The sequence below is a fragment of the Lentzea sp. NPDC058450 genome, assembly GCF_042721395.1.
GTDB lineage: Bacteria > Actinomycetota > Actinomycetes > Mycobacteriales > Pseudonocardiaceae > Lentzea.
Map to the genome: position 1 here is coordinate 104,471 of NZ_JBHXLO010000008.1, position 20,705 is coordinate 125,175.

Below are 20,705 nucleotides of genomic sequence, written 5' to 3' on the forward strand. Positions count from 1 at the left end.
CCCGCAGCCACGCCGCTACCACCCCTTGAAGGCCGGGGTCGATCCTCGGCCGGGCGTTCGCTCGGTCGAGTGATTTGACCCCTCGATCGGGCAATGTCAACATTCGGACATGCCCCCTCCCGCCGTCCGGCCCGTCGCCCGCCGCGGTGTCGCGGGAGAGGCCGCCGACCGGATCAGGGACGCCATCCTGGCCGGTGAGCTGGCCGCCGGCACCGCGTTGAAAGAGGTCGAGCTCGCGAGCGTGCTGGGCGTGAGCCGCGGGTCGGTGCGCGAAGGCCTGGTGGTGCTGGAGAGCGAGGGCCTCGTCGTCTCGGAGTGGCACCGCGGCACCTGGGTGCGCGAGCTGACGCCCGAGGACGTGGACGAGCTCTACACCCTGCGGACCTCGCTGGACGTCCTCGCGATGCGCACCGCGGCCGCGAAAGCGTCCGATCTGGGCCCGATCGACGAGGTCGTCAGGGCAATGAAGGATGCCCGAACCGACGCCGAGCGAGTCGCGCTGGACATGAGGTTCCACGACGCCGTCTACGCTGCGACCGGACATCGGCGGCTCCGCGAGGCGTGGCGGGCGATCCGCTGCCAGGTGCACCTCTTCCTGCTCGCGAGGGTCGCCGACGACCCCTCCTACCAGGACATAGTCGTTCCGGAGCACGCCGGTCTCGCGGCCGTGCTGCGCACGGGCGACCCGGCGGCGGCGGGGTGTGCGGCGGAAGAACACCTGCGCGGGTCCTACGTGAAACTGGTGGAGAAGCGGTGAGCGGTCGTATTGAGACAGGGCACTTTGGTTTGCCCGATCGGATTGGCAGGCTGTAACCGTGGCCCGGAACAAACCGGCGACCCTCGCGGTCGCGGTGGTGGCCGTCCTCGTGGTCGTGGGTTCGGCGACGGTGGTGCTGCGCGGTACGTCCAACGGCGCGCCGTCCGCAGAGCACTACGTCAGCGAGCTCGACCAGGTGATCGCCGAACCGAAGACGCCGAACGTCGTGATCCAGTGCGGTGTCAACGAGGAACGGCACCTCAACGCGGACAACCCGGTCGTCTCGCCCGGCATCCCGTTCGGCGCGCACCACACGCACGAGTACGTCGGCAACCGCTCGGCCGACGCGATGTCGACCGACGAGTCCCTCGCGGCGGCGCCCACGACGTGCGAGAACGACGACCGCTCCACCTACTACTGGCCGGTCCTGCGGCTGACCGACGGCGCGGGCCACGACGCGCACGCCGACGGCGGCGGCCTGCACGGCAACACCGGCGAGGTGCTCGCCCCGAAGAGCGTCGAGATCCGCTACGAGGGCAGCTCCACCAGCGACGTGCTGCCGATGCCGGGGTTCCTGCGGATGATCACCGGCGACCCGGCCGCGTTCACCAACGACTACGGCCCGAACACGCGCGCCCGCTGGGGCTGCTCGGACCAGCCCGGCCGGTACACGACGAAGTACCCGCTGTGTGGAAGCGCGACCACCACGCGCACCTACGACTTCGGCAGCTGCTGGGACGGCAACAACAAGGACAGCGCCTCGCACCGCACGCACCTGGTGTTCCCCCTGGCCGGTGGCAACTGCCCGGCCAAGACCTTCCCCGTCCCGCGGCTGCACATCACCGTGGGCTACGACATCCCCGCAGGTCGGCCGTTCGCCATCGACTCCTTCAAGGAGGAACTGCGCGACCCGGCGACCGACCACGGGATGGCCATCATCGTCATGCCGGAGGCGCGGATGGCGGAGCTGGTCGGGCACCTCAACCGGTCCCGCTAGCATCCGGCATCTCATTTTTTAGTTGAAACCCGTTGAACCGAAGCTCTCTGCCGCTCGTGTGACGGCTGAGGTCTTGAACAGGACGCCCGCACGAGGTGTTCGCGGGCGGGGAGGAGTGGGTGGATGGCGGCTTTGTTCTCCCGCAAACGGGAGACCGCGGCCGACGAGGCGCTGATCCGATCGCTCTACGAGGAGCACGGTCGGGCTCTGCTGGCCTACGCGACGCGGTTGACCGGTGATCGGGCGGCTGCCGAGGACGTGGTCCAGGAGACCCTGGTCCGAGCGTGGCGCCATCCCGACGCCCTCGTGAACGGCAAGGGATCGGTGCGCGGTTGGTTGCTGACCGTGGCGCGCAACATCGTCACGGACCGTGTGCGTGCGAAGGCGGCACGCCCGCAGGAGGTGGCCGAGTCCCCGACGACGCCCCCCATCGAGCGCGACCACGCTGACCAGGTGGTTGACTCGGTGGTGGTGCTCGAAGCGCTCGACCGGCTGTCCTCGGATCACCGCGACGTGCTGATGGAGATCTACTTCCGAGGCCGGAGCGTGACGGAGGCGGCGGAGGCGCTCGGGGTGCCACCTGGCACAGTGAAGTCGAGATCGTATTACGCGTTGCGAGCCTTGAGGGAGACCTTCGGAGGTCAGAAGGTCGCACTGAAGGGGGTGGCTGGATGACGACGCAGCACGACCCGCAGCTGCTCGGTGCTTACGTTCTCGGAGCACTCGACGAGCAGGAGGTGCGCGAGATGGACGAGCACCTGGCGTCCTGCCCCGAATGCACGCGTGAACTCGACGAGCTCCGCGACATGGAGGCGTTCCTCGGCGAGGTTCCGCCGGAGATCATGATGGACGGGCCGCCCGAGGGCGGCGACCTGTTGTTGCAGCGCACGCTCCGCCAGGTGCGCACGGAACGGGGCGGCGTCGCGAAACGCCGTCAGTTCGCGCTCGGTGCCGCGGCGGCCGTGGTGGCCGCGGTGGTGCTCGGAGCTGGAGTTTTCGTCGGCAAGGCAACGTCGCCCGATGCGAACATTGCCTCTCCCACTCCGACGGTGGCGCCGGATCCGAGCGGTACCAGGCTCGCCACGTTCACCGATCCGACCACGAAGGCGTCGATGACCGTCAAGGTCGTCCCCGCCGCCGGTTGGGTGCGGACGAACATGTCGATCAACGGCATCCCCGAGGGCGAGAAGTGCCGGATCTTCGTCGTGGCGAAGGACGGCAGCCGCCAGGAGGCCGGCTCGTGGGTGGTGTCCAAGAAGGGCGCCGCCGAGGGCACGAACCTGGACGGATCAGCACTCGTCGCCCCCGCGGACGTGAAGTCCGTGGTGGTGGAGAACTTCGAAGGCAAGAAGTTCGTCGAGGTGCCGGTGCAGGCGTGATCGCGAGATGACGAGGGGCCGCTTCCGCTGCATGGGAGCGGCCCCTTTTCTTTCACGGCCTGAGCACGACCTTGCCCGCGGTGGCCCTGGACTCCAGTGCCTCGTGGGCTTGCGGGGCGTCTTTCAGCGCGAACGGCGGGTGCACGGCCGGCACGAACCTGCCGCTCGCCAGCCCCGCCATCGACTCGTCTTCCAGTGTCCGCAGGCCTCTCCGCATCAGGTTCGGTCCCAACGCGACAGTCGCGGTGAGACTGTTGGCGAACAACGCCTCGGTGCTGATCGGCGTCGAGCTCCCGGACGCCCAGCCGTAGATGATCTGCCGGCCGCCCGGCCCGAGCGTCTTCAACGCCAGCGCGCCCGCCTCGCCGCCGACCCCGTCCAGCACGACCGTCATGTCCTTGAGCCCGTCCGCCCAGCCCGGCCGGGTGTAGTCGATGGCGGCGTCAGCCCCGTTGTCCATCACCAGGTCGAGCTTGTCGGTGCTCGCGAGCCCGATGACCTGCGCGCCGACGTTGCGCGCCTCCTGCACGAACAACGTGCCCATGCCGCCCGCCGCCGACAGGACGAGCACGACGTCGTCCTTCGTGAGCTTCGCGGCGTCCAGCACCCCGACGACCGTCCGCCCGGTGCCGATCATCGCGACCGCCGCCTCGAACGACACGGCGTCGGGCAGCGCGTGCAGTGCCTGGACGTTCGCCACCGCGAGCTCGGCGTACCCGCCGTTGGCCGTGCCGAGGTGCGCGACGACCCGGCGGCCGAGCCAGTCCGGCGCCACGTCCTCGCCGAGCGCCGTGACGACCCCGGCGACCTCGCGGCCGGGCGTCATCGGGAACTCGACCGGGCCGAAGCCGCCCTGGCGGATGGTGGTGTCGACGAGGTGGACGCCGGCGGCGGCCACGGTGACGCGGACCTGGCCCGCCGCGGGCTCCGGGTCGGGAACCTCCTCGAAGCGCAGGTTCTCCGCCGGGCCGAACTCGTACTGCCGAATCGCGAACATGCGTCTGACCGTAGGAACTCCACCTAACTGGAGGTCAACAGCCGTGACGACGCAACTCGGTGGCGGTTGGTGACACGACTGTGCTAAAAACACGGTCGTGTGGAAAACCGTCATCGCGAGCCTGCTCCTGGTCACCTCGGCGCCCGTGGCGTCCGCGGCCGGACCCGAGCAGGTGCCGCACGTCGTCGCGGCGCATCACCGCGGCCTGGGGGACGGCATCGGGTACGGGCAGGCGAAGGCGCACCTGTGCGACCTCGCGAAGCTGTTCACCGAGTTCGCCGCCGATCCCCAGTTCCGGGACCTGGAACGCCGGAAGGTGGTCGAGGGGATAGTCGCCCAACCGCCGCCGATCGGCCCGACGCGGCAGGTACGAGACCTGTTCACCGGGTACGTGCAGGGCTACAACCGTTACGCGGCGCGGAATCCGGGCTGTGGAGCGCGGCCGATCACCGAGGCCGAGCTCTACCGGTTCAACCACGTGGCGTTCAACGAAGGCGTCTTCCGGGCGTACGAGGGCATCTGGCCGTCGCTGTCCAAGGAAGTGAAGGAGCGGGGCAGCAACACGATCGCCGTTGGTTCGAGGGGTACCAACGGAGGTCGTGGCGTGCTGCTGGGGAACCCGCACGTGCCGTGGCGCGGCATGGTGTCGTTCTGGCACGCCAGGCTCACCATCCCGGGCGAGGTCGACGTCGACGGCGTCACCGTGCTCGGCATCCCGGTCGTGTTCAACGGCTACAACCGCGGCGTCGCCTGGTCGGCCACGGTGTCGACGGCGTCGAGCTACACGCTCACGAAGCTGAAGCTCGCCGACCGGCACACCTACGTGGTCGACGGGAAGCCGGAGAAGATGGTCGACCGCGGCACCCACTGGGACACCCGCTACGGCCCGGTCACCCGGTTGCTCCGCACCAACCCGCACCTCACCGGCCACGAGATGACCCCGCTGCCGTGGACCGACACCGAGGCCTACGCCGTCACCGACCTCGCGGCGGACCGGCTGACGACGCTGAACTCGGTCGCGACCTTCCTGGAGGCGCGCACCACCGCCGACCTCAAGGCGGGCCTCGACCGGTTCGGCGGCACCGTGCGCACCAACATCGTCGCGGCGGACCGGCGCGGGCAGACGCTCTACGCCGGCATCCAGGTCGTGCCGGACGTGGAGCGGGACTGTGTGGTGGACCAGGGGTTCCTGGAGCGCACCGGGGTCGCGATCGTCGACGGCACGCGGTCGTCCTGCCGGGCGGGACTGCTGCCGGTGGACCGGATGCCGTGGATCGAGAGCGACACCTACGCCACGAACTCCAACGCGTCGCACGCCTTCGTGCGCGCGGACAAGCCGTTGACCGGGTTCCCTCCGGTGTTCGGCGACGAGACCATCGCGAACCTGCGCACCGAGTTCGGACTGGGGGAGATTCCACGTCACCTGGGTCGGTTCGACGCGGCGACCATGCGGAAGCTGGTGCTGGAGAACAGGAACACCGCCGCCGAGAAGTACCTGGACTCGATGCCGTGCGGCCGCCCGGAGTGCGAGGTGCTGCGGAAGTGGGACCGCCGCAACGAGGTCGGCAGCGTGGGGGCGTTGCTGTTCGACCAGTGGTTCGCGGCCGGTGGCACGGAGAAGGCGTTCGACGAGGTGGTGGCGAGGCTCGGGCCGAAGATCCACCAGCCGTTGGGGGAGAACCAGTACGTGGTGCGGGACGGGAGGAAGATCCCGCTGCACGGCGGGTCCGGCTTGTCCGGCGTCTACAACCTCATCAACATGGACTGGGAGAAGCAGGAGGTCAGCGACGGGTCGAGCTTCGTCTTCGCCGTCGAGTACACGGATCGGGCCTGCCCGACCGCGTACACGCTGATGGCGCCCGCACGGCCGGACCTCTACGGCGCGAAGAAGTGGCAGAAGGGCGCCCTCTGCTAGGGCCTGTGTCGAAGTCTGATCCGCGATAGCCGGGCCTGAGGCGGCCCCTGGCGGCACGGCCGGGTGGCCCACGTACAACACCGGTGCGCGGGCCACCCGGCCGCACGACCAGGAACCACCTCAGGCGCGACTCTCATCGAATCAGACTTCGACACAGGCCCTAATCCTTTCGGGGTAAGGACCTTCAACGTGTCCGTCTACTTCGGAATGATCATGGACGTGACGCTGGGACCTGAGTCGGTGACGTGGCGGCTCGGCTGGTACACCCGGTTCGAGCTGGTGGTGCTGGGCCGCGCGGTGCTCATGCAGGTCGCCCACCCGGTCATCGCGGCCGCCGTGCGCGACGGCTACCGCGCCGATCCGTTCGCGCGGTTGACGCGGACGATCACGTCGTCGCAGCTGCGGTTGTTCGGCGGGGAGCAGGCATCGGTGGAGTCGGACCGGCTGGTGCGCTCGCACGCGTCGATTCCGGGTGCGGACGAGGAGCTGTTCCGGTGGGTGCACGCCACCAGCTTCGACTCGCTGCTCACCGCGTACCGGTTGCTGCGGCCCAGGATGCCGGCGATCCGCGAGGAGCGGCTGTACCGCGAGTGGCGGGAGACGGGACGGTCGCTCGGCATAAGGACGATGCCGAGCGACCTCACGGCGTTGCGGGAGTACCTGGACGACGTGATCGCCACCCAGCTCAAGCCGACCGACGGCGTGGACGGCCTGCTGGAGGCGTTCGAGCTGCGGACCGGCAAGGCGCCGGGCGCGGAGCACGTGCCCAGCGCCCTGTGGCCGTTGGTGCGGCCCGTCGCGGCGCAGGTGTTGCCGGACTTCGCCGTCGGGACGCTGCCGGAGGCGTTGCGGGACAAGCTCGGTCTGGAGTGGACGGACCGGGACGACCGCAGGCTGCGCCGGTGGATCCGCGCGATCCGGGTGGTCTCCGCGGTCGTCCCGGCGAGCCTGCTGCACTACCCCGTGCCGTACCAGGCGATGCTCAGTGCGCGATCATCACGTGCTTGACGCGCGTGTAGTCCTCCAGGCCGTGCATCGACAGGTCCTTGCCATAACCTGACGCGCCGAAACCGCCGTGCGGCATCTCGGACGCCACCGCGCCGTGCGTGTTGACCCAGACGATGCCGAAGTCGAGCCGGGCCGTCAGTGCCGCCGCCCGGCTGGTGTCGCGGGTCCAGACCGACGACGCAAGCCCTTGCGGCACACCGTTGGCGAGCGCGATGGCCTCGTCGTCGTCCGCGAACGACTGCACGGTGATCAGCGGCGCGAACGCCTCCTCCTGCACCAGTTCGTCGTCCTGACCCAGCCCGGAGATCACCGTGGGCTCCAGGAAGAAGCCCTCGTCGCCGTGCCGCCTGCCTCCGCAGTGGACGGTGGCGGACGACCGGGACAGCAGGCCCAGCACGCGGTCCAGCTGCGCCTGGCTGTTGAGAGGACCGAAGTCCGTGCCGGGAACGGTCGCGGACGCCACCTTCACCAGTGCCGCCACGAACTCGTCGTGCACGGCCGAGTGCACCAGCACGCGGCTGGCGGCCGTGCAGTCCTGACCTGCGTTGTAGAACGCGGCCCCGACGATCCCTTCCGCGGCCTTGGCCACGTCGACGTCGTCGAACACCAGCACCGGCGCGTTGCCCCCGAGTTCGAGGTGCGTGCGCTTCACCGTCGCGGCGGCACTGCGCGCCACCTCGACCCCGGCCCTGGTCGACCCGGTCAGCGACACCATCGCCGGCACGGGGTGCTCGACCAGCAGCCGCCCGGTGTCGCGATCGCCCAGCACGACGTTGAACACTCCGGCAGGCAGCACCCGGGACGCCAGCTCGGCCAGCAGCACCGTGGACGACGGCGTGGTGTCGGCGGGCTTGAGCACCACCGCGTTGCCCGCGGCCAGCGCCGGCGCGATCTTCCACACCGCCATCATCAGCGGGTAGTTCCACGGCGTGATCTGCGCGATGACCCCGACGGCCTCCCGGCGCTGGTACGAGGTGTGGCCGGGGAGGTACTCACCGGCGGCGGCCGTGCCGAGCGCGCGGGCGGCCCCGGCGAAGAACCGGATCTGGTCCACGCACTGCGGGATCTCCTCGTCCAGCAGCACCGACCGGATCTTGCCGGTCTCGCGCACCTCGGCGTCCGCGACCTGCTCGGCGTTCGCCTTCAGCAGGTCCGCGAGCTTCAGCAACGCCTGCTGCCGTTCGCCCGGTGTCGTGCGCGACCACCGCGGAAACGCTTGCGCGGCGGCCTGGACGGCGGCGTCCACCTCGTCCGCGCGCGAGACGACGGCACGGCCGAACTCCTCGCCGGTGCGGGGATCGACGAGCGGAGAGGTCTCCTCGGCACTCGCGGAGGTGCCGTTGACGAAGTTCGCGACGATCACGTGTGCTCCAGGTGCGTGGGGGCGAACATGCGCAGGACCGCGGGCAGCACCACCACGTGCGGGCCGTCCCCGGCGAACGCCTTGGCCAGATCTTCGCGCAACGACTCGGGCGTGCTGCGGGTGGCGGGCACCCCGAACGCCCGCGCGAGCGCGACGAAGTCCGGGCGGGCCAGCTCGGTGGCGGTGGCCTGGCCGAACGCGTCGGTCATGTACTCGCGCAGGATGCCGTAGCCGCCGTCGTCGACGATCAGCCACACCACCCGCGACCCGTGCTGCGCGGCCGTCGCGAGCTCGGAGATCCCGTACATCGCGCCGCCGTCGCCGGACACCGCGAGCACGGGCCCGCCGGTGGCGGCCGCGACCCCGAGCGCGGCGGGGAACCCGTACCCGAGCCCGCCCGCGCCCTGCGCCGTGAACTGCGCGCCACCCCGCGGGTCCCACGCCGACCAGGCCCAGTAGGCCAGGATCGTCATGTCCCAGCAGGTCGGCGTCCCGTCCGGCACGGCCTCGCGCACGGCGTCCAGCACCTGCCACTCGAGGTCGAGGTGCTGTGCCGCGAGCCGTTCCCGGACGCTCGCGAGCAGCCCGAGCACCCGTTCCTCGGCGACCCCGTCGGAGGGTTTCCGCCTGGTGGCCTTGGTCAACGCGCTCAGGGTGTGCGCGGCGTCGGCGTGGATGCCGAGCGCGGGGTAGTTGGACTCCAGCTTGCCGAGGTCCGCCTCGACCTGGACCACCGTGCCGCGCGGCCGGAACGTCCGGTAGTTGCTGGACAGCTCACCCAGCCCCGACCCGACGACCAGCAGCACGTCCGCGTCGGCGAGGAACTCGGTGGTGTGCCAGTCCTCCAGCCACGACTGCGCCGACAGCGGGTGGTCCCACGGGAAGTTCCCCTTGCCCCCGAACGTGGTCACGACCGGCGCCCGCAACTTCTCCGCCAGCTCCAGCAGCTCGTCGCGGGCGTGCAGCGCACCACCACCGGCCAGGATCACCGGCCGTTCCGCGCCGTCCAGCAACCGCGCGGCCTCCGCGACCAGCTCGGCCCGCGGGCGCACCTCGCGCGCCGACCACTCCATCGACGTCACGGGCGGCACACCGGCGGGTCCGAGCAGCACGTCCTGCGGGATCTCGACCCACACAGGCCCGAACGGGGCGGTCATCGCGACCTCCCACGCCTCGGCCAGCGCTGAGGGGATCTGCGACGCGTGCCGCACCACCCGTGCGTGCTTCACGACGTCGCGGAACGAGGCCAGCTGGTCCGTCAGCTCGTGCAGGTACCCGCCCCGCACCCCGCCGAGCCCGGCACGCGGGATCTGCGACGAGATGCCCAGCACGGGCGCCGACGCGGCCGCCGACTCCTGCAGGCCCGCCAGCGTCTGGAGCGCGCCCGGACCCGTCGACACCAGCAGCGGGGTCACCTCGCCGGTGACGCGGGCGTGGCCGTCGGCGGCGAAGGCGGCGTTGACCTCGGTCCGCGAGCCGACGTAGCGCAGGCCGGAGCGGCGCAGCGCGTCGAAGAGGCCCAGCGCGTGCTGGCCGGGGATGCCGAACACCGTGCGCGCGCCGAGTGCTTCGAGCGTCTCGACGACGACATCGCCACCGTTCCGTTCGTTCACTTCCCCTCCTTCAAAGCCAGCAGACTCACCAGGTCATATGCCAGGTGCGAGGCCGCCACCGACGTGATGTCCGCGTGGTCGTACGCCGGCGCCACCTCCACCACGTCCGCCCCGACGAGGTTCAGCCCCCGCAGCCCGCGCACGATCTCCAGCAGCTCCCGCGACGTCATCCCACCCGCCTCGGGCGTCCCGGTGCCGGGCGCGTGCGCGGGGTCCAGCACGTCGATGTCGATCGACACGTACAGCGGCCGCGACCCGATCCGCTGCCGCAGCGCGTCCACCGTCTCGTCCACGCCGCGCCGCATGACGTCCGACGACGTGACGATGCCGAAGCCGAGCCTGCGGTCGTCTTCCAGGTCCTTCTTGCCGTACAACGGCCCGCGCGTGCCGACGTGCGAGATCGCCTCGGTGTCGAGGATGCCGTCCTCGACCGCCCGCCGGAACGGGGTGCCGTGCGTGTACGGCTCGCCGAAGTAGGTGTCCCACGTGTCGAGGTGCGCGTCGAAGTGCAGCAGTGCCACCGGTCCGTGGATGCGCGACACCGCCCGCAGCAGCGGCAGTGCGATCGTGTGGTCGCCGCCGATCGTCACCAACCGGGTGCCGTCGGCCTGCAGGTCGGTGGCCGCGCCCTCGATCGTCTCGACGGCCTCGCCGACGTGGAACGGGTTGACCGTGATGTCGCCCGCGTCCACGACCTGCAGTCGTTCGAACGGCGACACGTCCAGGCCGGGGTTGTACGGGCGGAGCAGCCGGGACGCCTCCCGCACGGCCGAGGGCGCGAACCGCGCGCCCGGCCGGTACGAGACGCCCGTGTCGAACGGGACTCCCACCACCGCGACGTCCGCGTGCGCCACCTGGTCGAGGCGCGGCAGCCGGGCGAAGGTCGCCGGGCCCGCATAACGCGGTACCTGCGAGGAGTCGACGGGGCCGATCATGCTTTCACCAGTTCCTCTTCTTCTTCGGTCGCCTCGCCCGCCACCCGGCGCTCCCAGTGCGCGAGCACGGCCGGGTCGGTCGCGGGCGTGGCCAGACTGACGATCACGTACGTCACGAACGACGCGCCGAGGCTGTAGTAGATGGGCGAGTCGGCGAGCACACCATCGATCACCATGAAACTGATCGATGTCAGCGCACCGACGGCCATCGACACCATCGCACCGATCCGCGTGCCGCGCTTCCACACCAGACCGCCGATGATCGCCACCAGCAGGCCGCCGACCAGGATGTTGTAGGCGACCGTCAGCGCCGCGACGACGTCGTTGAGGATCACCGCGATGCCGATGGCGATGATGCCGAGCACCAGCGTGAACATCCGGTTCGAGTGGACATCGGTCTTGCGTCGCCAGATGTCGTTGGCGGCCACGGTCGAACATGCGATCAACGCACCGGATGATGTGGACATCATCGCCGCCAGCGCCGCGGCCAGCACGAGTCCGCGCACACCGGTCGGCAGCAGGTTCTCGACCATCACCGCGAACGCCTCGTCCTTGTTCGCGATGTTCGGGTACAACGCCTTGCCGGCCGTGCCGATCAACGCGCCCGCGACGGCGTAGACCAGGCAGTACAACCCGGACGTGACGCCACCCCAGGTCGCGACCTTCGGCGACTTCGCGGTGAAGACCCGCTGCCAGATGTCCTGCCCGATCAGCAGACCGAACACGTAGATCAACAAGAACGTGATGATCGTGCTGATGCCGATGTTGCCGATGTCGAACATCGCCGGATCGTTGAGCCGCTGCCGCATTCCATCGAACCCACCGGCGGCGGCGATCGAGACCGGGAGCAGCAGGAACAGGATGCCGATCGTCTTGATGACGAACTGGACGATGTCGGTCAGCGTGATCGACCACATGCCGCCGAGAACGCTGTACAGCACCACGATCGACCCGCCGATGATCACGCCGACGGTCTTCGGGAGTCCGAAGAGGACGTTGAAGATCGTCGAATAGGCGATCGTCGACGTGACGGTCAACATCAACGTGTACGCCCACATGACCGCGCCGGAGATCAACGACGAGTTGCCGCCGTACCGCAGGTCGAGCATCTGACTGACGGTGTAGACCTTCAACTTGACGATCCGGCGCGCGAACAACGCGCTGAGCAACAGGATGCCAAGCCCGATCGCGAACACCATCCACGCGCCGGAGATGCCGAACTTGTAGCCGAGCCCGACCCCGCCGATGGTCGACGCGCCCCCGAGCACGACCGCCGACATGGTGCCGGAGTACATGCCGAACCCGAGCCGCCGCCCGGCGACCAGGTACTCGCTCTTGCTGGTGGCGCGGCGCATGCCCCACCAGCCCATGCCGATCATGCCGAGCACGTAGGCGGCGATCACCGCGTAGTCGAGAGCCACTGCCGACCTCCTTGGGGTTGCAGGTCACAGTAAGAACCGGGGCTGGCGCCGGTAAGAGGTCGTTCTGCACAATCCTGGACTTGTGGTTGTGCAAACCGTCCCGCTGCTGGCCCTGGTCGCGCGCACCGAACTGGGCCTCACGGTCCTGTGCGGCGCCGACGCCCTGGACCGCCCGATCCGCTGGGCGCACGTGTCCGAACTGGAGGACCCGACCCCGTACCTGGTCGGCGAGGAACTCCTGCTCACGGCCGGCGTGCGCTTCCCGTCCGACGTCCCGGCCTACGTCGCCGGCCTGGTCTCCTCCGGTGCCTCGGCGATCGGCTTCGGCGTCGAACCGGAGTTCCCGACCGCCCCGTCCTCGCTGGTGGAGGCCTGTGCCGCCCAGGGCATGCCGCTGCTGGAGGTGCCGCCGTCCACTCCTTTCCTGGCTGTGTCACAGGCCCTCGCCAGCCTGCTGGCGGAGATCGCCGTGCGCGAGCAGCGCCTGATCGCCGACAGCCAGCGCGCCCTCACCCGAGCCGCCACCCGAGTCCGCCCGGTGGAGTCGGTCCTGACCACCCTCGCGGTGGTCCTGAACTGCCGCGCCGACCTGGTGGACCCCGCCACGGCCCCCACCGACGTCGCCTCGCTGGTCGGCCGGGTGTCGTCGGGCCGCGGCCCTCGTTCGGCCTCGGCCCAGGTGGGTGAGGACCACGTCACCCTCGACCCGGTGGAGTCCGCGGTGCTCGTGGTGCGCCGCCCGTCGCCCCTGTCGGCCGCCGAACGGGCCGTGGTCGCGGTGGCACTCGCCCTGCTCGGCCTGCTGCGCCGGGACGTGGAGAGCGAACGCGGCCGGTTGGCCCGGCTCGCGGCCTCGGCGTTGCTGCGGCAGGAGGTGTCCGGACTTGAGGGGGTGACGGGACCTGGCCCCTATCGAGTGGTGGCGGGGGAGTCGCGCGCGGACTACGACGTGCTGGCGCAGCGGTACGGGCCGCTCGTGGCCAAGGAAGGGGACGGATTCCTGGCGCTGGTCGCCGCCGGGGTGGAGATCGCCGGCCCGGTAGGAGTCGCACCGCTGCCCGCTCCCGGCTCCGCTGCCGGCAGCAACCCCGCCCCAGCTCCCACCTCTGCCGCAAGCCTCAACCCCGCCCCAGCTCCCACCCCGGCGCCAGGCCCCAACCTCGCCAGTTCCCTCTCCCGCGCCGAAATCGACGCCGCCGCTGCCGAGGCAAGCGCTCTCCTGAGCCGTGCCCAGGCGACCGGCGAGCCAGCGCTACCTGCCTCCGACCTGGCCTCTCTCGTCGACCCCGCGGCCGCCAGGGCGTTCGCCCGGCGAGAGCTCGCACCCCTGCTCGACCGGCCCGACCTCCTCGACACCCTGAGGGCCTGGCTGGGGCAGCACGGCAGCTGGGACCGGGCAGCGGCCGTGCTGAAAGTGCACCGCAACAGCGTTCGGCACCGAATTTCTCACGCCGAGCGGCTCCTCGGTCGTGATCTTGGAACGGCCGACGAGCGGACCCGGCTGTGGCTCGCTCTCACGTGGCTCGATTAATTGCTTTGCGCACTCCGCGCGCCGCACGTCATCATTGTTCCATGATTCGCGCAGACGAATGGGCCGGAGCGCCCTCCAAGCTCTGACCAGCAAGTTCACTTTCTACTATTACTTACGGGCATTTGTGTATCAATGCTCGTGCTCGGCGTGTTCGTCTAGTGGTCAGGACGCTGGACTCTCAATCCGGAAACACGGGTTCGATCCCCGTACGCGCTACGTGGCCCGGTCTTCGTGGGGTGGGCCGGGCCCTCCCGCACAGTGGTCCATGTCAGACGGACCCAAAGAATCTTCGAAAACTTCGCCCGAATGGTCTAGGCGCCAGTTACGCTCTGCGAATGGCTGCGGTCCCCGCCTTCGCACGCTACGAGGTCGACGTACGTCGGCCGAACGCCGCACGGATCCATGACTTCTATCTCGGTGGCGCGCACAACTACGCCGCCGACCGCGCGTTCGCCAAACAGGCCGTGCGGATCGATCCGGAGCTGCCGCTCGTGACCAGGGCGCAGCGCACCTTCCTCCGTCACGCCGTCCGCCACTGCTGGGCGTCCGGCGTGCGCCAGTTCCTCGACCTCGGCTCGGGCATCCCGACGTGCGGTGCCACGCACCAGACGCTGCCCGACGCGCGGGTGGTCTACGTGGACTCCGACCCGGTGACGGTCGCGTTCTCCCGCGGACTGCTGCGCGGCGAACCGCGGGCGTGCGCGATCGAGGCCGATCTGCGTCGCCCCGACCAAGTGCTCCGGCATCCGGGCGTGCTGTCGCATCTGGACCTGCGCGAGCCGTACGCCGTGTTGATGGTCGACGTCCTGAGGTACGTCGACGACACGACGAGCCCCGGACGCGTGGTCAGACGCTATCGGCACGCACTGCCCGCGGGCGGGTTCCTCGTCGTGTCGCACCCGCAGCCCGTTGAACAACTCATGGAAGGCCTGCAGATCGAGGCGCCGGCCGTCGTGCCGGGCGCGTACGCGGGCATCGGCCGCAAGAGCACGAGCTGACCGGCCACGTTTGGTCGGTGTGAAGCGGGGGTACCTCGCCGGGCGACAGAAACGGAGCCTGGAGGGCGACATGACCCACCGCATCAAGGTCGCAGGTCTGCAGCCGGTGCAGGTGCTGGCCGGACTGGCCGGTATCGCGTTCATCGTGTTCGGCGTCGTGGGTTTCACCCGCACAGGAGTCGGCGACTGGGCTGCCCAGTCGTTCGTGCTCGGGTTCTCCGTGAACCCGTTGCACAACCTCGTGATGGTGGCGGTCGGCGTGCTCGGCCTGCTCACCGCGCTCGGCTCGGGCACGGCCCGGCTGTACGGCTGGCTGCTGTTCGCCGGCTTCGGCGCGCTCTTCGTGTGGGACCTGATGATCACCGGCGTGCTCGCGCAGAACCCGGCGCAGGAGTACGGCAACCCGCTGGCCGTCAACGCCAACGACAACTGGCTGCACCTCGGCCTCGCCCTGTTCGGCCTGCTGCTCGCGGTCATGCCCGCGCGCCGCAAGCTGGTCGAGGACGAGGTTCCCGTGGTGCCGGAGCCGCGCTCGGAGGCGTTCCGCGACGAACCGGACACCGTCACCCCGCCCGCGAACAACGCGATCACCGAACCGCTCCCGACCCCGGTCCACCACCGGGAGCCGGTCACGCAGGAGCAGGCGACGGTCGACCCCAAGACCGAACGCGTGAGCAAGGACAAGATCAAGCACTAGACAGACCCCTGTCCGGCGCAGACGCGCCGTGAGAGCCCACATGCGGCTCTCACGGCGCGTCTGTTTCGATGTCGCGATGCCTGAGGACTTGCTGACCCACGAAGTGCTCATCACGTGGGGAACGGCGGCCGCCGCGTTCCTGGCCGTCGCGCTGCACGGGATCTGGCGGGTCACCCGCAACGTCATCACCATCGCCCACGAGGGCGGCCACGCCCTGCTGGCCGTGCTGACCGGCCGGCGCCTCAGCGGCATCAAGCTGCACTCCGACACCTCCGGCCTCACCGTCTCGCGCGGCAAGCCCCGCGGCCCCGGCATGGTGCTCACCGCGCTGGCCGGCTACATCGCCCCGTCGCTGCTCGGCTTCGGCGCGGCCGTGCTCATCACCAACGAGCAGATCCAGTTGATGCTCTGGATCAGCATCGGGTTCCTCGCCGCGATGCTGATCATGATCCGCAACGTCTTCGGCGTGCTGTCGATCATCATCACCGGCGGCATCTTCCTCTTCGTCTCCTTCTACGCCTCGCTGGAGGTCAGGGACGCGGCCGCGTACGTCTTCGCGTGGTTCCTGTTGCTGGGCGGCGTGCGGCCGGTGTGGGAGCTCCAGGTCAAGCGGTGGCGCCGGCAGGCCCCGAAGTCCGACGCAGACCAGCTCGCCTGGCTCACCGGGGTCCCCGCGCTGGGCTGGGTGACGTTCTTCGGCCTGGTGAGCCTCGCCTCACTCGTGGGCGGGGGAGCGCTGCTGCTCGGGCGGTGGTGAAGAAGCGTTTTGCCACGGGTGAAATACTGAGGTGAACAAGCCGTGGTGAGAGGTGGGTTCAGTGCTGCGTGGGGATGTCGGGCTGGAACTGGGCCAGCGGGTCGCGCAGGCGCTGCGCGTCGCCCTGGACGTGGACATCACCGCCGAGGAAGCGCTGATCCGACCGTCCAACCGAGACGGTGCCGACTACCAGTGCAACGTCGCGATGAGCCTCGCCAAGAAGGTGGGCCGCAACCCGCGCGAGGTCGCGACGCTGATCGTCGAGCACCTCGACGCGGCCGACGCGATCGAGACGCCGGAGATCGCCGGACCGGGCTTCATCAACCTGAAGCTCAAGCGCGAGTGGCTCGAGACGCAGGCGGCGGGCCTCCTGGCCGACGACCGCCTCGGCGTGCCGCGCACCGAGGAGCCGCGCCGCATCGCGATCGACTACAGCAGCCCCAACGTGGCCAAGGAGATGCACGTCGGCCACCTGCGTTCGACGATCATCGGCGACGCGTTCTGCCGGCTGCTCACGTTCGCGGGCCACGAGGTCATCCCGCACAACCACCTCGGTGACTGGGGCACCCCGTTCGGCATGCTCATCGAGCACCTGACCGACGAGGGCCACGGCGCCGACCACGAGATCAGCGACCTCAACGCGTTCTACCAGCAGGCCAGGCAGAAGTTCGACAACGAACCGGGCTTCGCTGACCGCGCGCGCCGCCGCGTCGTCCTCCTCCAGGGCGGCGACGAGGCCACGCTGAAGCTGTGGCACGAGCTCGTGGGCGAGTCCCAGCGCCACTTCAACGAGGTCTACCACCTGCTGGAGATCGGCCTCAACGCCGACGACAACTACGGCGAGAGCTTCTACAACCCGTACCTCGCCGACACGATCACCGAGCTCCAGTCCAAGGGCCTCATCGAGACCAGCGACGGCGCGCTCTGCGTGTTCCCGCCCGGCTTCACCAACCGCGAGGGCGACCGCCTCCCGCTCATCGTCCGCAAGAGCGACGGCGGCTACGGCTACGCCACCACGGACTTCGCGACCGTCCGCTACTGGGTCCGCGACCGCAAGGTGGACGACCTGATCTACGTGGTCGGCACCCCGCAGGCCCAGCACTTCCAGATGATCTTCGCCACCTCCAAGCAGGCGGGCTGGCTGGACGACGCCCACACGGCCGTCCACACCGGCTTCGGCACCATCCTCGGCAGCGACGGCAAGACCATCCGCACCCGAGCAGGCGGCACGATCAAACTCATCGACCTCCTCACCGAGGCAGTCGAGAACTCCTACAAGGTCATGCCGGAAACGTCCGAAGTGGAGGGTGCGGAGAAGGACGCACTCGCCCGCACCATCGGACTGGGTGCCGTGAAGTACGCGGACCTCTCCAACGACCGCGAGAAGGACTACGTCTTCACCTGGGAGAAGATGCTCGCCACCACCGGCGACACCTCGGTGTACATCCAGTACGCCAACGCCCGCATCCTCTCCATCGGCCGCAAGGTGGGCCGCGAGGCCCCGCAGGACGCCCCCCTGGTCCTCCAGGAACAGGCAGAACGCGACCTGGCCCTCAAACTCCTCCAGCTGCCGACGGCCATCCAGGCCGCCATCGACGAGCTGGCCCCGCACAAGCTCACCGGCTACCTGTTCGAGACGGCCACGGCGTTCTCGACCTTCTACAACAACTGCCCGGTGGCCACGGCGGAGACGCAGGAACTCCAGGACTCCCGCCTGCACCTGCTCACCCTCACCTCCCGCGTACTCACGCTGGGCCTGTCGCTCCTGGGCATCGGAGCCCCGGAAAGGCTGTAGGGCCAAGCACCCCAGCACCCCGGCAACCCAGCGCTCCGCCAGCCAGCAGAGCGCTGGGTTGCCGCGTTCTGGGGCGGAGTGCACGGCCAGGGCGAGGCAGCCAACCGCAATGGGCCGGGTGAGGTGCCTGACCGCAGGGCTAGAGCGAGGCTGCTGAGCACACAGGTCGGGCGAGGCGGCCGTGCGCAGTGGCCAGGACGAGGTTGCCGAACGCAGTGGCCGGGGCGAGGTGGCCAAGCGGCGGTGGTCGGGGCGTGGGGGGCTTGGGCGTGTGGGTCGGTGGTGGGCCAAGACGGGTGGGGCCAAGTCTCAGGTCACCAATGGCTTGAGGGTTCGCGATGCCGAAGGCGAGCCCGTCTGAGCGTGCGTACGGCGATGGCGTAGCCGAGCTTCCTTGCCTCAACGCAATGCCGAAGGCGAGGCGTCCTTCCTGGGCGCGCCACGGCAACCGGTAATGACGTGACGTACCGGCTCAACGTGCCCACGCTGCAAAGAGATTGGGGCTTGACTTTGGGTGCGAGGTGCTAGCTTCTCGAGCTCGGCCGGGCGCTTTTCAGCCCGGCCTTTTCCGGCCGATGAGCGCCTCGCAAGGGCCCCGAAGTCAAGCCCCGATCTCTATCGTCGCGCAGCGGCGATGACGTGACCAAAGCTCGTCAAAGTCTTTGCACCCAAACCCAACCACCACACCAGGTGACGTGCACGTGAACGCACCCACCCGAACGGCTGGATCAGGTTTACCGCAACCCACCCAGAGGTACGCAGAGATCGCAACTCTTTCCCCCTAGTCGCCAGGGAGTCGCGATGACCTGCACCACTCGTCTGCCCAAGCCGGTCACCGACGTCTGGGACTGGCAGATGGACGGCCTATGCCGGGGCGAGAACAGCGCGATCTTCTTCCACCCCGACAACGAGCGGGGCTACGCAAGGGCGGCCAGGGAAGACAAGGCCAAGGCGATCTGCGGCCACTGCCCAGTACTGGCACAGTGCCGAGCCCACGCCCTGGAGGCCCAGGAACCGTACGGCGTGTGGGGAGGCATGGGAGAGGACGAACGGCGCCAGATCGTCGCAGCATCCCGACGCCGTGTCCGTGCCTACTCCACTCCTACCGCCAGCACATCCCGCAGCTGACGCGCCCACTTCTCCAGCGCGTCCTGCCGCGGACATGCCCACTCCAGCGCTCACTCCAGCGCGTCGTACAGCGGACGCGCCTACTCCTCCAGCACGTCCCGCAACTGCCGCAACGTCTTGGCGAGCAACCGCGAGACGTGCATCTGGGAGATGCCGACCTTCTGCGCGATCTGCGTCTGGGTCATGTTGCCGAAGAACCGCATGATCACGATCTTGCGCTCGCGCTCCGGCAGCTTCTCCAGCAACGGGTGCAACGCCTCGCGCTGCTCGATCATCGCGATCTCGGGGTCTTCCTCGCCGATGGTGGATCCCAGCGAGATCGACGAGTCCTCGCTCATCAGCATGTCGTCCAAAGACGCGCTCTGGTAAGCGTTTCCGGCCGCGAGTCCTTCGTGGATCTCGTCTCTCGACAGTCCCAGGTGCTCCGCCAGCTCCGACGGCGTCGGCGCGCGGCCCAGGGACTGCGACAGCCGTGAGGTTCCCGCGTTGATCGCGAGGTGCAGCTCCTTGAGCCGCCTCGGCATCCGCACCGACCAGCTGGAGTCGCGGAAGTACTTCCGCACCTCACCCATGATCGTCGGCACCGCGAACGACAGGAAGTCGCTGCCGCGCTCGGGATCGAAGCGGTCGACGGCGTTGATCAGGCCGACGGTCGCCACCTGCACGAGGTCCTCGTGCGGCTCGCCGCGGTGCCCGAACCGCCGCGCGATGTGTTGCGCGACGGGCAGGTGCTCGGTGACGAGCCGGTCCCGCAACGTCTCGCGCGCCGCGCCCGCCGGGGTGGCCGCGAGCTCCGCGAACAGCGGGGCCAGGTGGTCGTAGTCACCCGAGCGGGAGGACTTGGTCTCCTCCGGCTTGGACTCCGCGGCCTGGGACTCCGCCGCCTGGGACTCCGCCGCCTGGGACTCCGCGGCCTCCTTCGGCGCGGTCGCCTCTTCGGTCGTGGTGGTCGTCTCGTTCGCCTCGGTCACGCATCCACCGCCCCTGCCGTGGACTTCACCAGGCCGATGTGCACCACGAACCCTTCGCTCTCCTCGACTCTCGTCTGCACGGAGTCGACGAGCGCGGTGAGCACGCGCCACCCGAAGCTGCCCTCGTCCGGCCCGGAGCCGGCTTTCGCGGACACCTTCGCCGTGACGTGGACGGCGCCCTTGTCGTCCACCGCGAAGTGGCAGCTGAGCACCGCGTCGTGGGCCGCCAGCGTGATCAGCGTCGAGCACGTCTCGTCGACGGCGAGCTTCAGGTCCTCGATCGAGTCGAGGTCGAAGTCCTGCCGCATCGCGATGTCCGCCGCGACCGCGCGCACGATGGACAGCTGCGTGGGATCCGCGGCCATCCGAAGCTCGACGCCTGACAGTTGAGTCACAGCCACCTCGTAGTCCGTTCTGCTGAAGGCCGGCAGATCCTGCCGTAC

19 protein-coding genes and 1 tRNA gene are annotated in these 20,705 nt (G+C 69.5%); 13 read left to right on the forward strand and 7 right to left on the reverse strand.

Translation table 11 applies throughout. The annotated features are described in order from the left end of the window. Positions 1–109 precede the first annotated feature (109 nt). The 4 genes from ACFWNN_RS15200 to ACFWNN_RS15215 all read left to right on the forward strand — a co-directional run bounded on the left by ACFWNN_RS15200 (position 110) and on the right by ACFWNN_RS15215 (position 3,133). Entirely contained in the window at positions 110–757 is a 648-nt protein-coding gene (locus ACFWNN_RS15200; RefSeq protein ID WP_382440500.1) for a GntR family transcriptional regulator, read from the forward strand. Positions 758–815: 58 nt separating this feature from the next. Continuing rightward, positions 816–1,754, forward strand: a complete 939-nt coding sequence (locus tag ACFWNN_RS15205) for a DUF1996 domain-containing protein (protein WP_382440501.1) — start codon at positions 816–818, stop codon at positions 1,752–1,754. Between the two features lie 123 nt (positions 1,755–1,877). After that, a complete protein-coding gene (locus ACFWNN_RS15210) occupies positions 1,878–2,429 on the forward strand; it encodes a sigma-70 family RNA polymerase sigma factor (protein WP_325516962.1) in 552 nt (183 codons plus the stop codon). Continuing rightward, complete coding sequence (locus ACFWNN_RS15215) at positions 2,426–3,133, forward strand: anti-sigma factor family protein (RefSeq protein ID WP_382440502.1); 708 nt, start codon at positions 2,426–2,428, stop codon at positions 3,131–3,133. The genes ACFWNN_RS15210 and ACFWNN_RS15215 overlap by 4 nt, the downstream gene beginning before the upstream one ends. Positions 3,134–3,185: 52 nt before the next feature. Here ACFWNN_RS15215 and ACFWNN_RS15220 read toward each other — a convergent pair whose 3' ends face one another. Then, entirely contained in the window at positions 3,186–4,130 is a 945-nt protein-coding gene (locus ACFWNN_RS15220; RefSeq protein WP_382440503.1) for a zinc-binding dehydrogenase, read from the reverse strand. 97 nt (positions 4,131–4,227) lie between these two features. Between ACFWNN_RS15220 and ACFWNN_RS15225 the strand changes: the two genes are divergently transcribed. Both ACFWNN_RS15225 and ACFWNN_RS15230 read left to right on the forward strand, forming a co-directional pair. Continuing rightward, positions 4,228–6,045: a penicillin acylase family protein gene (locus ACFWNN_RS15225; RefSeq protein WP_382440504.1), complete on the forward strand. Its 1,818-nt coding sequence runs from the start codon at positions 4,228–4,230 to the stop codon at positions 6,043–6,045. 189 nt (positions 6,046–6,234) lie between these two features. Then, positions 6,235–7,053: an oxygenase MpaB family protein gene (locus ACFWNN_RS15230; protein WP_382440505.1), complete on the forward strand. Its 819-nt coding sequence runs from the start codon at positions 6,235–6,237 to the stop codon at positions 7,051–7,053. Here the strand turns inward: ACFWNN_RS15230 and ACFWNN_RS15235 are convergent. From ACFWNN_RS15235 to ACFWNN_RS15250, 4 genes are read right to left on the reverse strand one after another with little or no spacing between them, the layout of a single operon-like run. After that, positions 7,028–8,416 carry an aminobutyraldehyde dehydrogenase gene (locus ACFWNN_RS15235; RefSeq protein ID WP_382440506.1) on the reverse strand — a complete coding sequence of 463 codons (1,389 nt, stop codon included), beginning with the start codon at positions 8,414–8,416 and terminating at the stop codon, positions 7,028–7,030. The genes ACFWNN_RS15230 and ACFWNN_RS15235 overlap by 26 nt on opposite strands. Further along, positions 8,413–10,029, reverse strand: a complete 1,617-nt coding sequence (locus ACFWNN_RS15240; protein WP_382440507.1) for a thiamine pyrophosphate-binding protein — start codon at positions 10,027–10,029, stop codon at positions 8,413–8,415. The genes ACFWNN_RS15235 and ACFWNN_RS15240 overlap by 4 nt, the downstream gene beginning before the upstream one ends. Further along, positions 10,026–10,964 (reverse strand): agmatinase, encoded by a 939-nt coding sequence (gene speB / locus ACFWNN_RS15245; RefSeq protein WP_382440508.1) that lies wholly within the window; start codon positions 10,962–10,964, stop codon positions 10,026–10,028. The genes ACFWNN_RS15240 and speB overlap by 4 nt, the downstream gene beginning before the upstream one ends. Then, positions 10,961–12,385 (reverse strand): sodium:solute symporter, encoded by a 1,425-nt coding sequence (locus tag ACFWNN_RS15250; RefSeq protein ID WP_382440509.1) that lies wholly within the window; start codon positions 12,383–12,385, stop codon positions 10,961–10,963. The genes speB and ACFWNN_RS15250 overlap by 4 nt, the downstream gene beginning before the upstream one ends. An 88-nt stretch (positions 12,386–12,473) precedes the next feature. Here ACFWNN_RS15250 and ACFWNN_RS15255 point away from each other — a divergent pair, with 88 nt between their 5' ends. The 7 genes from ACFWNN_RS15255 to ACFWNN_RS15285 all read left to right on the forward strand — a co-directional run bounded on the left by ACFWNN_RS15255 (position 12,474) and on the right by ACFWNN_RS15285 (position 19,291). After that, positions 12,474–13,916 (forward strand): PucR family transcriptional regulator, encoded by a 1,443-nt coding sequence (locus ACFWNN_RS15255; RefSeq protein ID WP_382440510.1) that lies wholly within the window; start codon positions 12,474–12,476, stop codon positions 13,914–13,916. A 144-nt stretch (positions 13,917–14,060) separates the two neighbouring features. Next, positions 14,061–14,132: transfer RNA gene (locus tag ACFWNN_RS15260), tRNA-Glu, on the forward strand. Positions 14,133–14,251: 119 nt separating this feature from the next. Further along, positions 14,252–14,914: an SAM-dependent methyltransferase gene (locus ACFWNN_RS15265; protein WP_382440511.1), complete on the forward strand. Its 663-nt coding sequence runs from the start codon at positions 14,252–14,254 to the stop codon at positions 14,912–14,914. Between the two features lie 70 nt (positions 14,915–14,984). Continuing rightward, on the forward strand, positions 14,985–15,611 hold the full coding sequence (locus tag ACFWNN_RS15270) for a DUF4383 domain-containing protein (RefSeq protein ID WP_382440512.1): 627 nt from the start codon (positions 14,985–14,987) through the stop codon (positions 15,609–15,611). Between the two features lie 76 nt (positions 15,612–15,687). Further along, entirely contained in the window at positions 15,688–16,368 is a 681-nt protein-coding gene (locus tag ACFWNN_RS15275; protein ID WP_382440513.1) for a M50 family metallopeptidase, read from the forward strand. A gap of 61 nt (positions 16,369–16,429) precedes the next feature. Next, positions 16,430–18,163: an arginine--tRNA ligase gene (gene argS / locus ACFWNN_RS15280; RefSeq protein ID WP_382440514.1), complete on the forward strand. Its 1,734-nt coding sequence runs from the start codon at positions 16,430–16,432 to the stop codon at positions 18,161–18,163. An 801-nt stretch (positions 18,164–18,964) separates the two neighbouring features. Next, positions 18,965–19,291, forward strand: a complete 327-nt coding sequence (locus ACFWNN_RS15285; protein WP_382440515.1) for a WhiB family transcriptional regulator — start codon at positions 18,965–18,967, stop codon at positions 19,289–19,291. 80 nt (positions 19,292–19,371) lie between these two features. Here the strand turns inward: ACFWNN_RS15285 and ACFWNN_RS15290 are convergent, their stop codons facing one another. Next, positions 19,372–20,103, reverse strand: a complete 732-nt coding sequence (locus ACFWNN_RS15290) for a SigB/SigF/SigG family RNA polymerase sigma factor (RefSeq protein ID WP_382440704.1) — start codon at positions 20,101–20,103, stop codon at positions 19,372–19,374. Positions 20,104–20,258: 155 nt separating this feature from the next. Then, positions 20,259–20,657 carry an ATP-binding protein gene (locus tag ACFWNN_RS15295; RefSeq protein ID WP_382440516.1) on the reverse strand — a complete coding sequence of 133 codons (399 nt, stop codon included), beginning with the start codon at positions 20,655–20,657 and terminating at the stop codon, positions 20,259–20,261. Positions 20,658–20,705 lie beyond the last annotated feature (48 nt).

Excerpts from the sequence above, each read along its gene's own strand:
- ACFWNN_RS15200 (WP_382440500.1), top strand. The coding sequence starts at position 110 with ATGCCCCCTCCCGCCGTCCGGCCCGTCGCCCGCCGCGGTGTCGCGGGA.
- ACFWNN_RS15210 (WP_325516962.1), top strand. The coding sequence starts at position 1,878 with ATGGCGGCTTTGTTCTCCCGCAAACGGGAGACCGCGGCCGACGAGGCG.
- ACFWNN_RS15215 (WP_382440502.1), top strand. The coding sequence starts at position 2,426 with ATGACGACGCAGCACGACCCGCAGCTGCTCGGTGCTTACGTTCTCGGA.
- ACFWNN_RS15220 (WP_382440503.1), bottom strand. The coding sequence starts at position 4,130 with ATGTTCGCGATTCGGCAGTACGAGTTCGGCCCGGCGGAGAACCTGCGC.
- speB (WP_382440508.1), bottom strand. The coding sequence starts at position 10,964 with ATGATCGGCCCCGTCGACTCCTCGCAGGTACCGCGTTATGCGGGCCCG.
- ACFWNN_RS15265 (WP_382440511.1), top strand. The coding sequence starts at position 14,252 with ATGGCTGCGGTCCCCGCCTTCGCACGCTACGAGGTCGACGTACGTCGG.
- ACFWNN_RS15270 (WP_382440512.1), top strand. The coding sequence starts at position 14,985 with ATGACCCACCGCATCAAGGTCGCAGGTCTGCAGCCGGTGCAGGTGCTG.
- ACFWNN_RS15275 (WP_382440513.1), top strand. The coding sequence starts at position 15,688 with ATGCCTGAGGACTTGCTGACCCACGAAGTGCTCATCACGTGGGGAACG.
- ACFWNN_RS15285 (WP_382440515.1), top strand. The coding sequence starts at position 18,965 with ATGACCTGCACCACTCGTCTGCCCAAGCCGGTCACCGACGTCTGGGAC.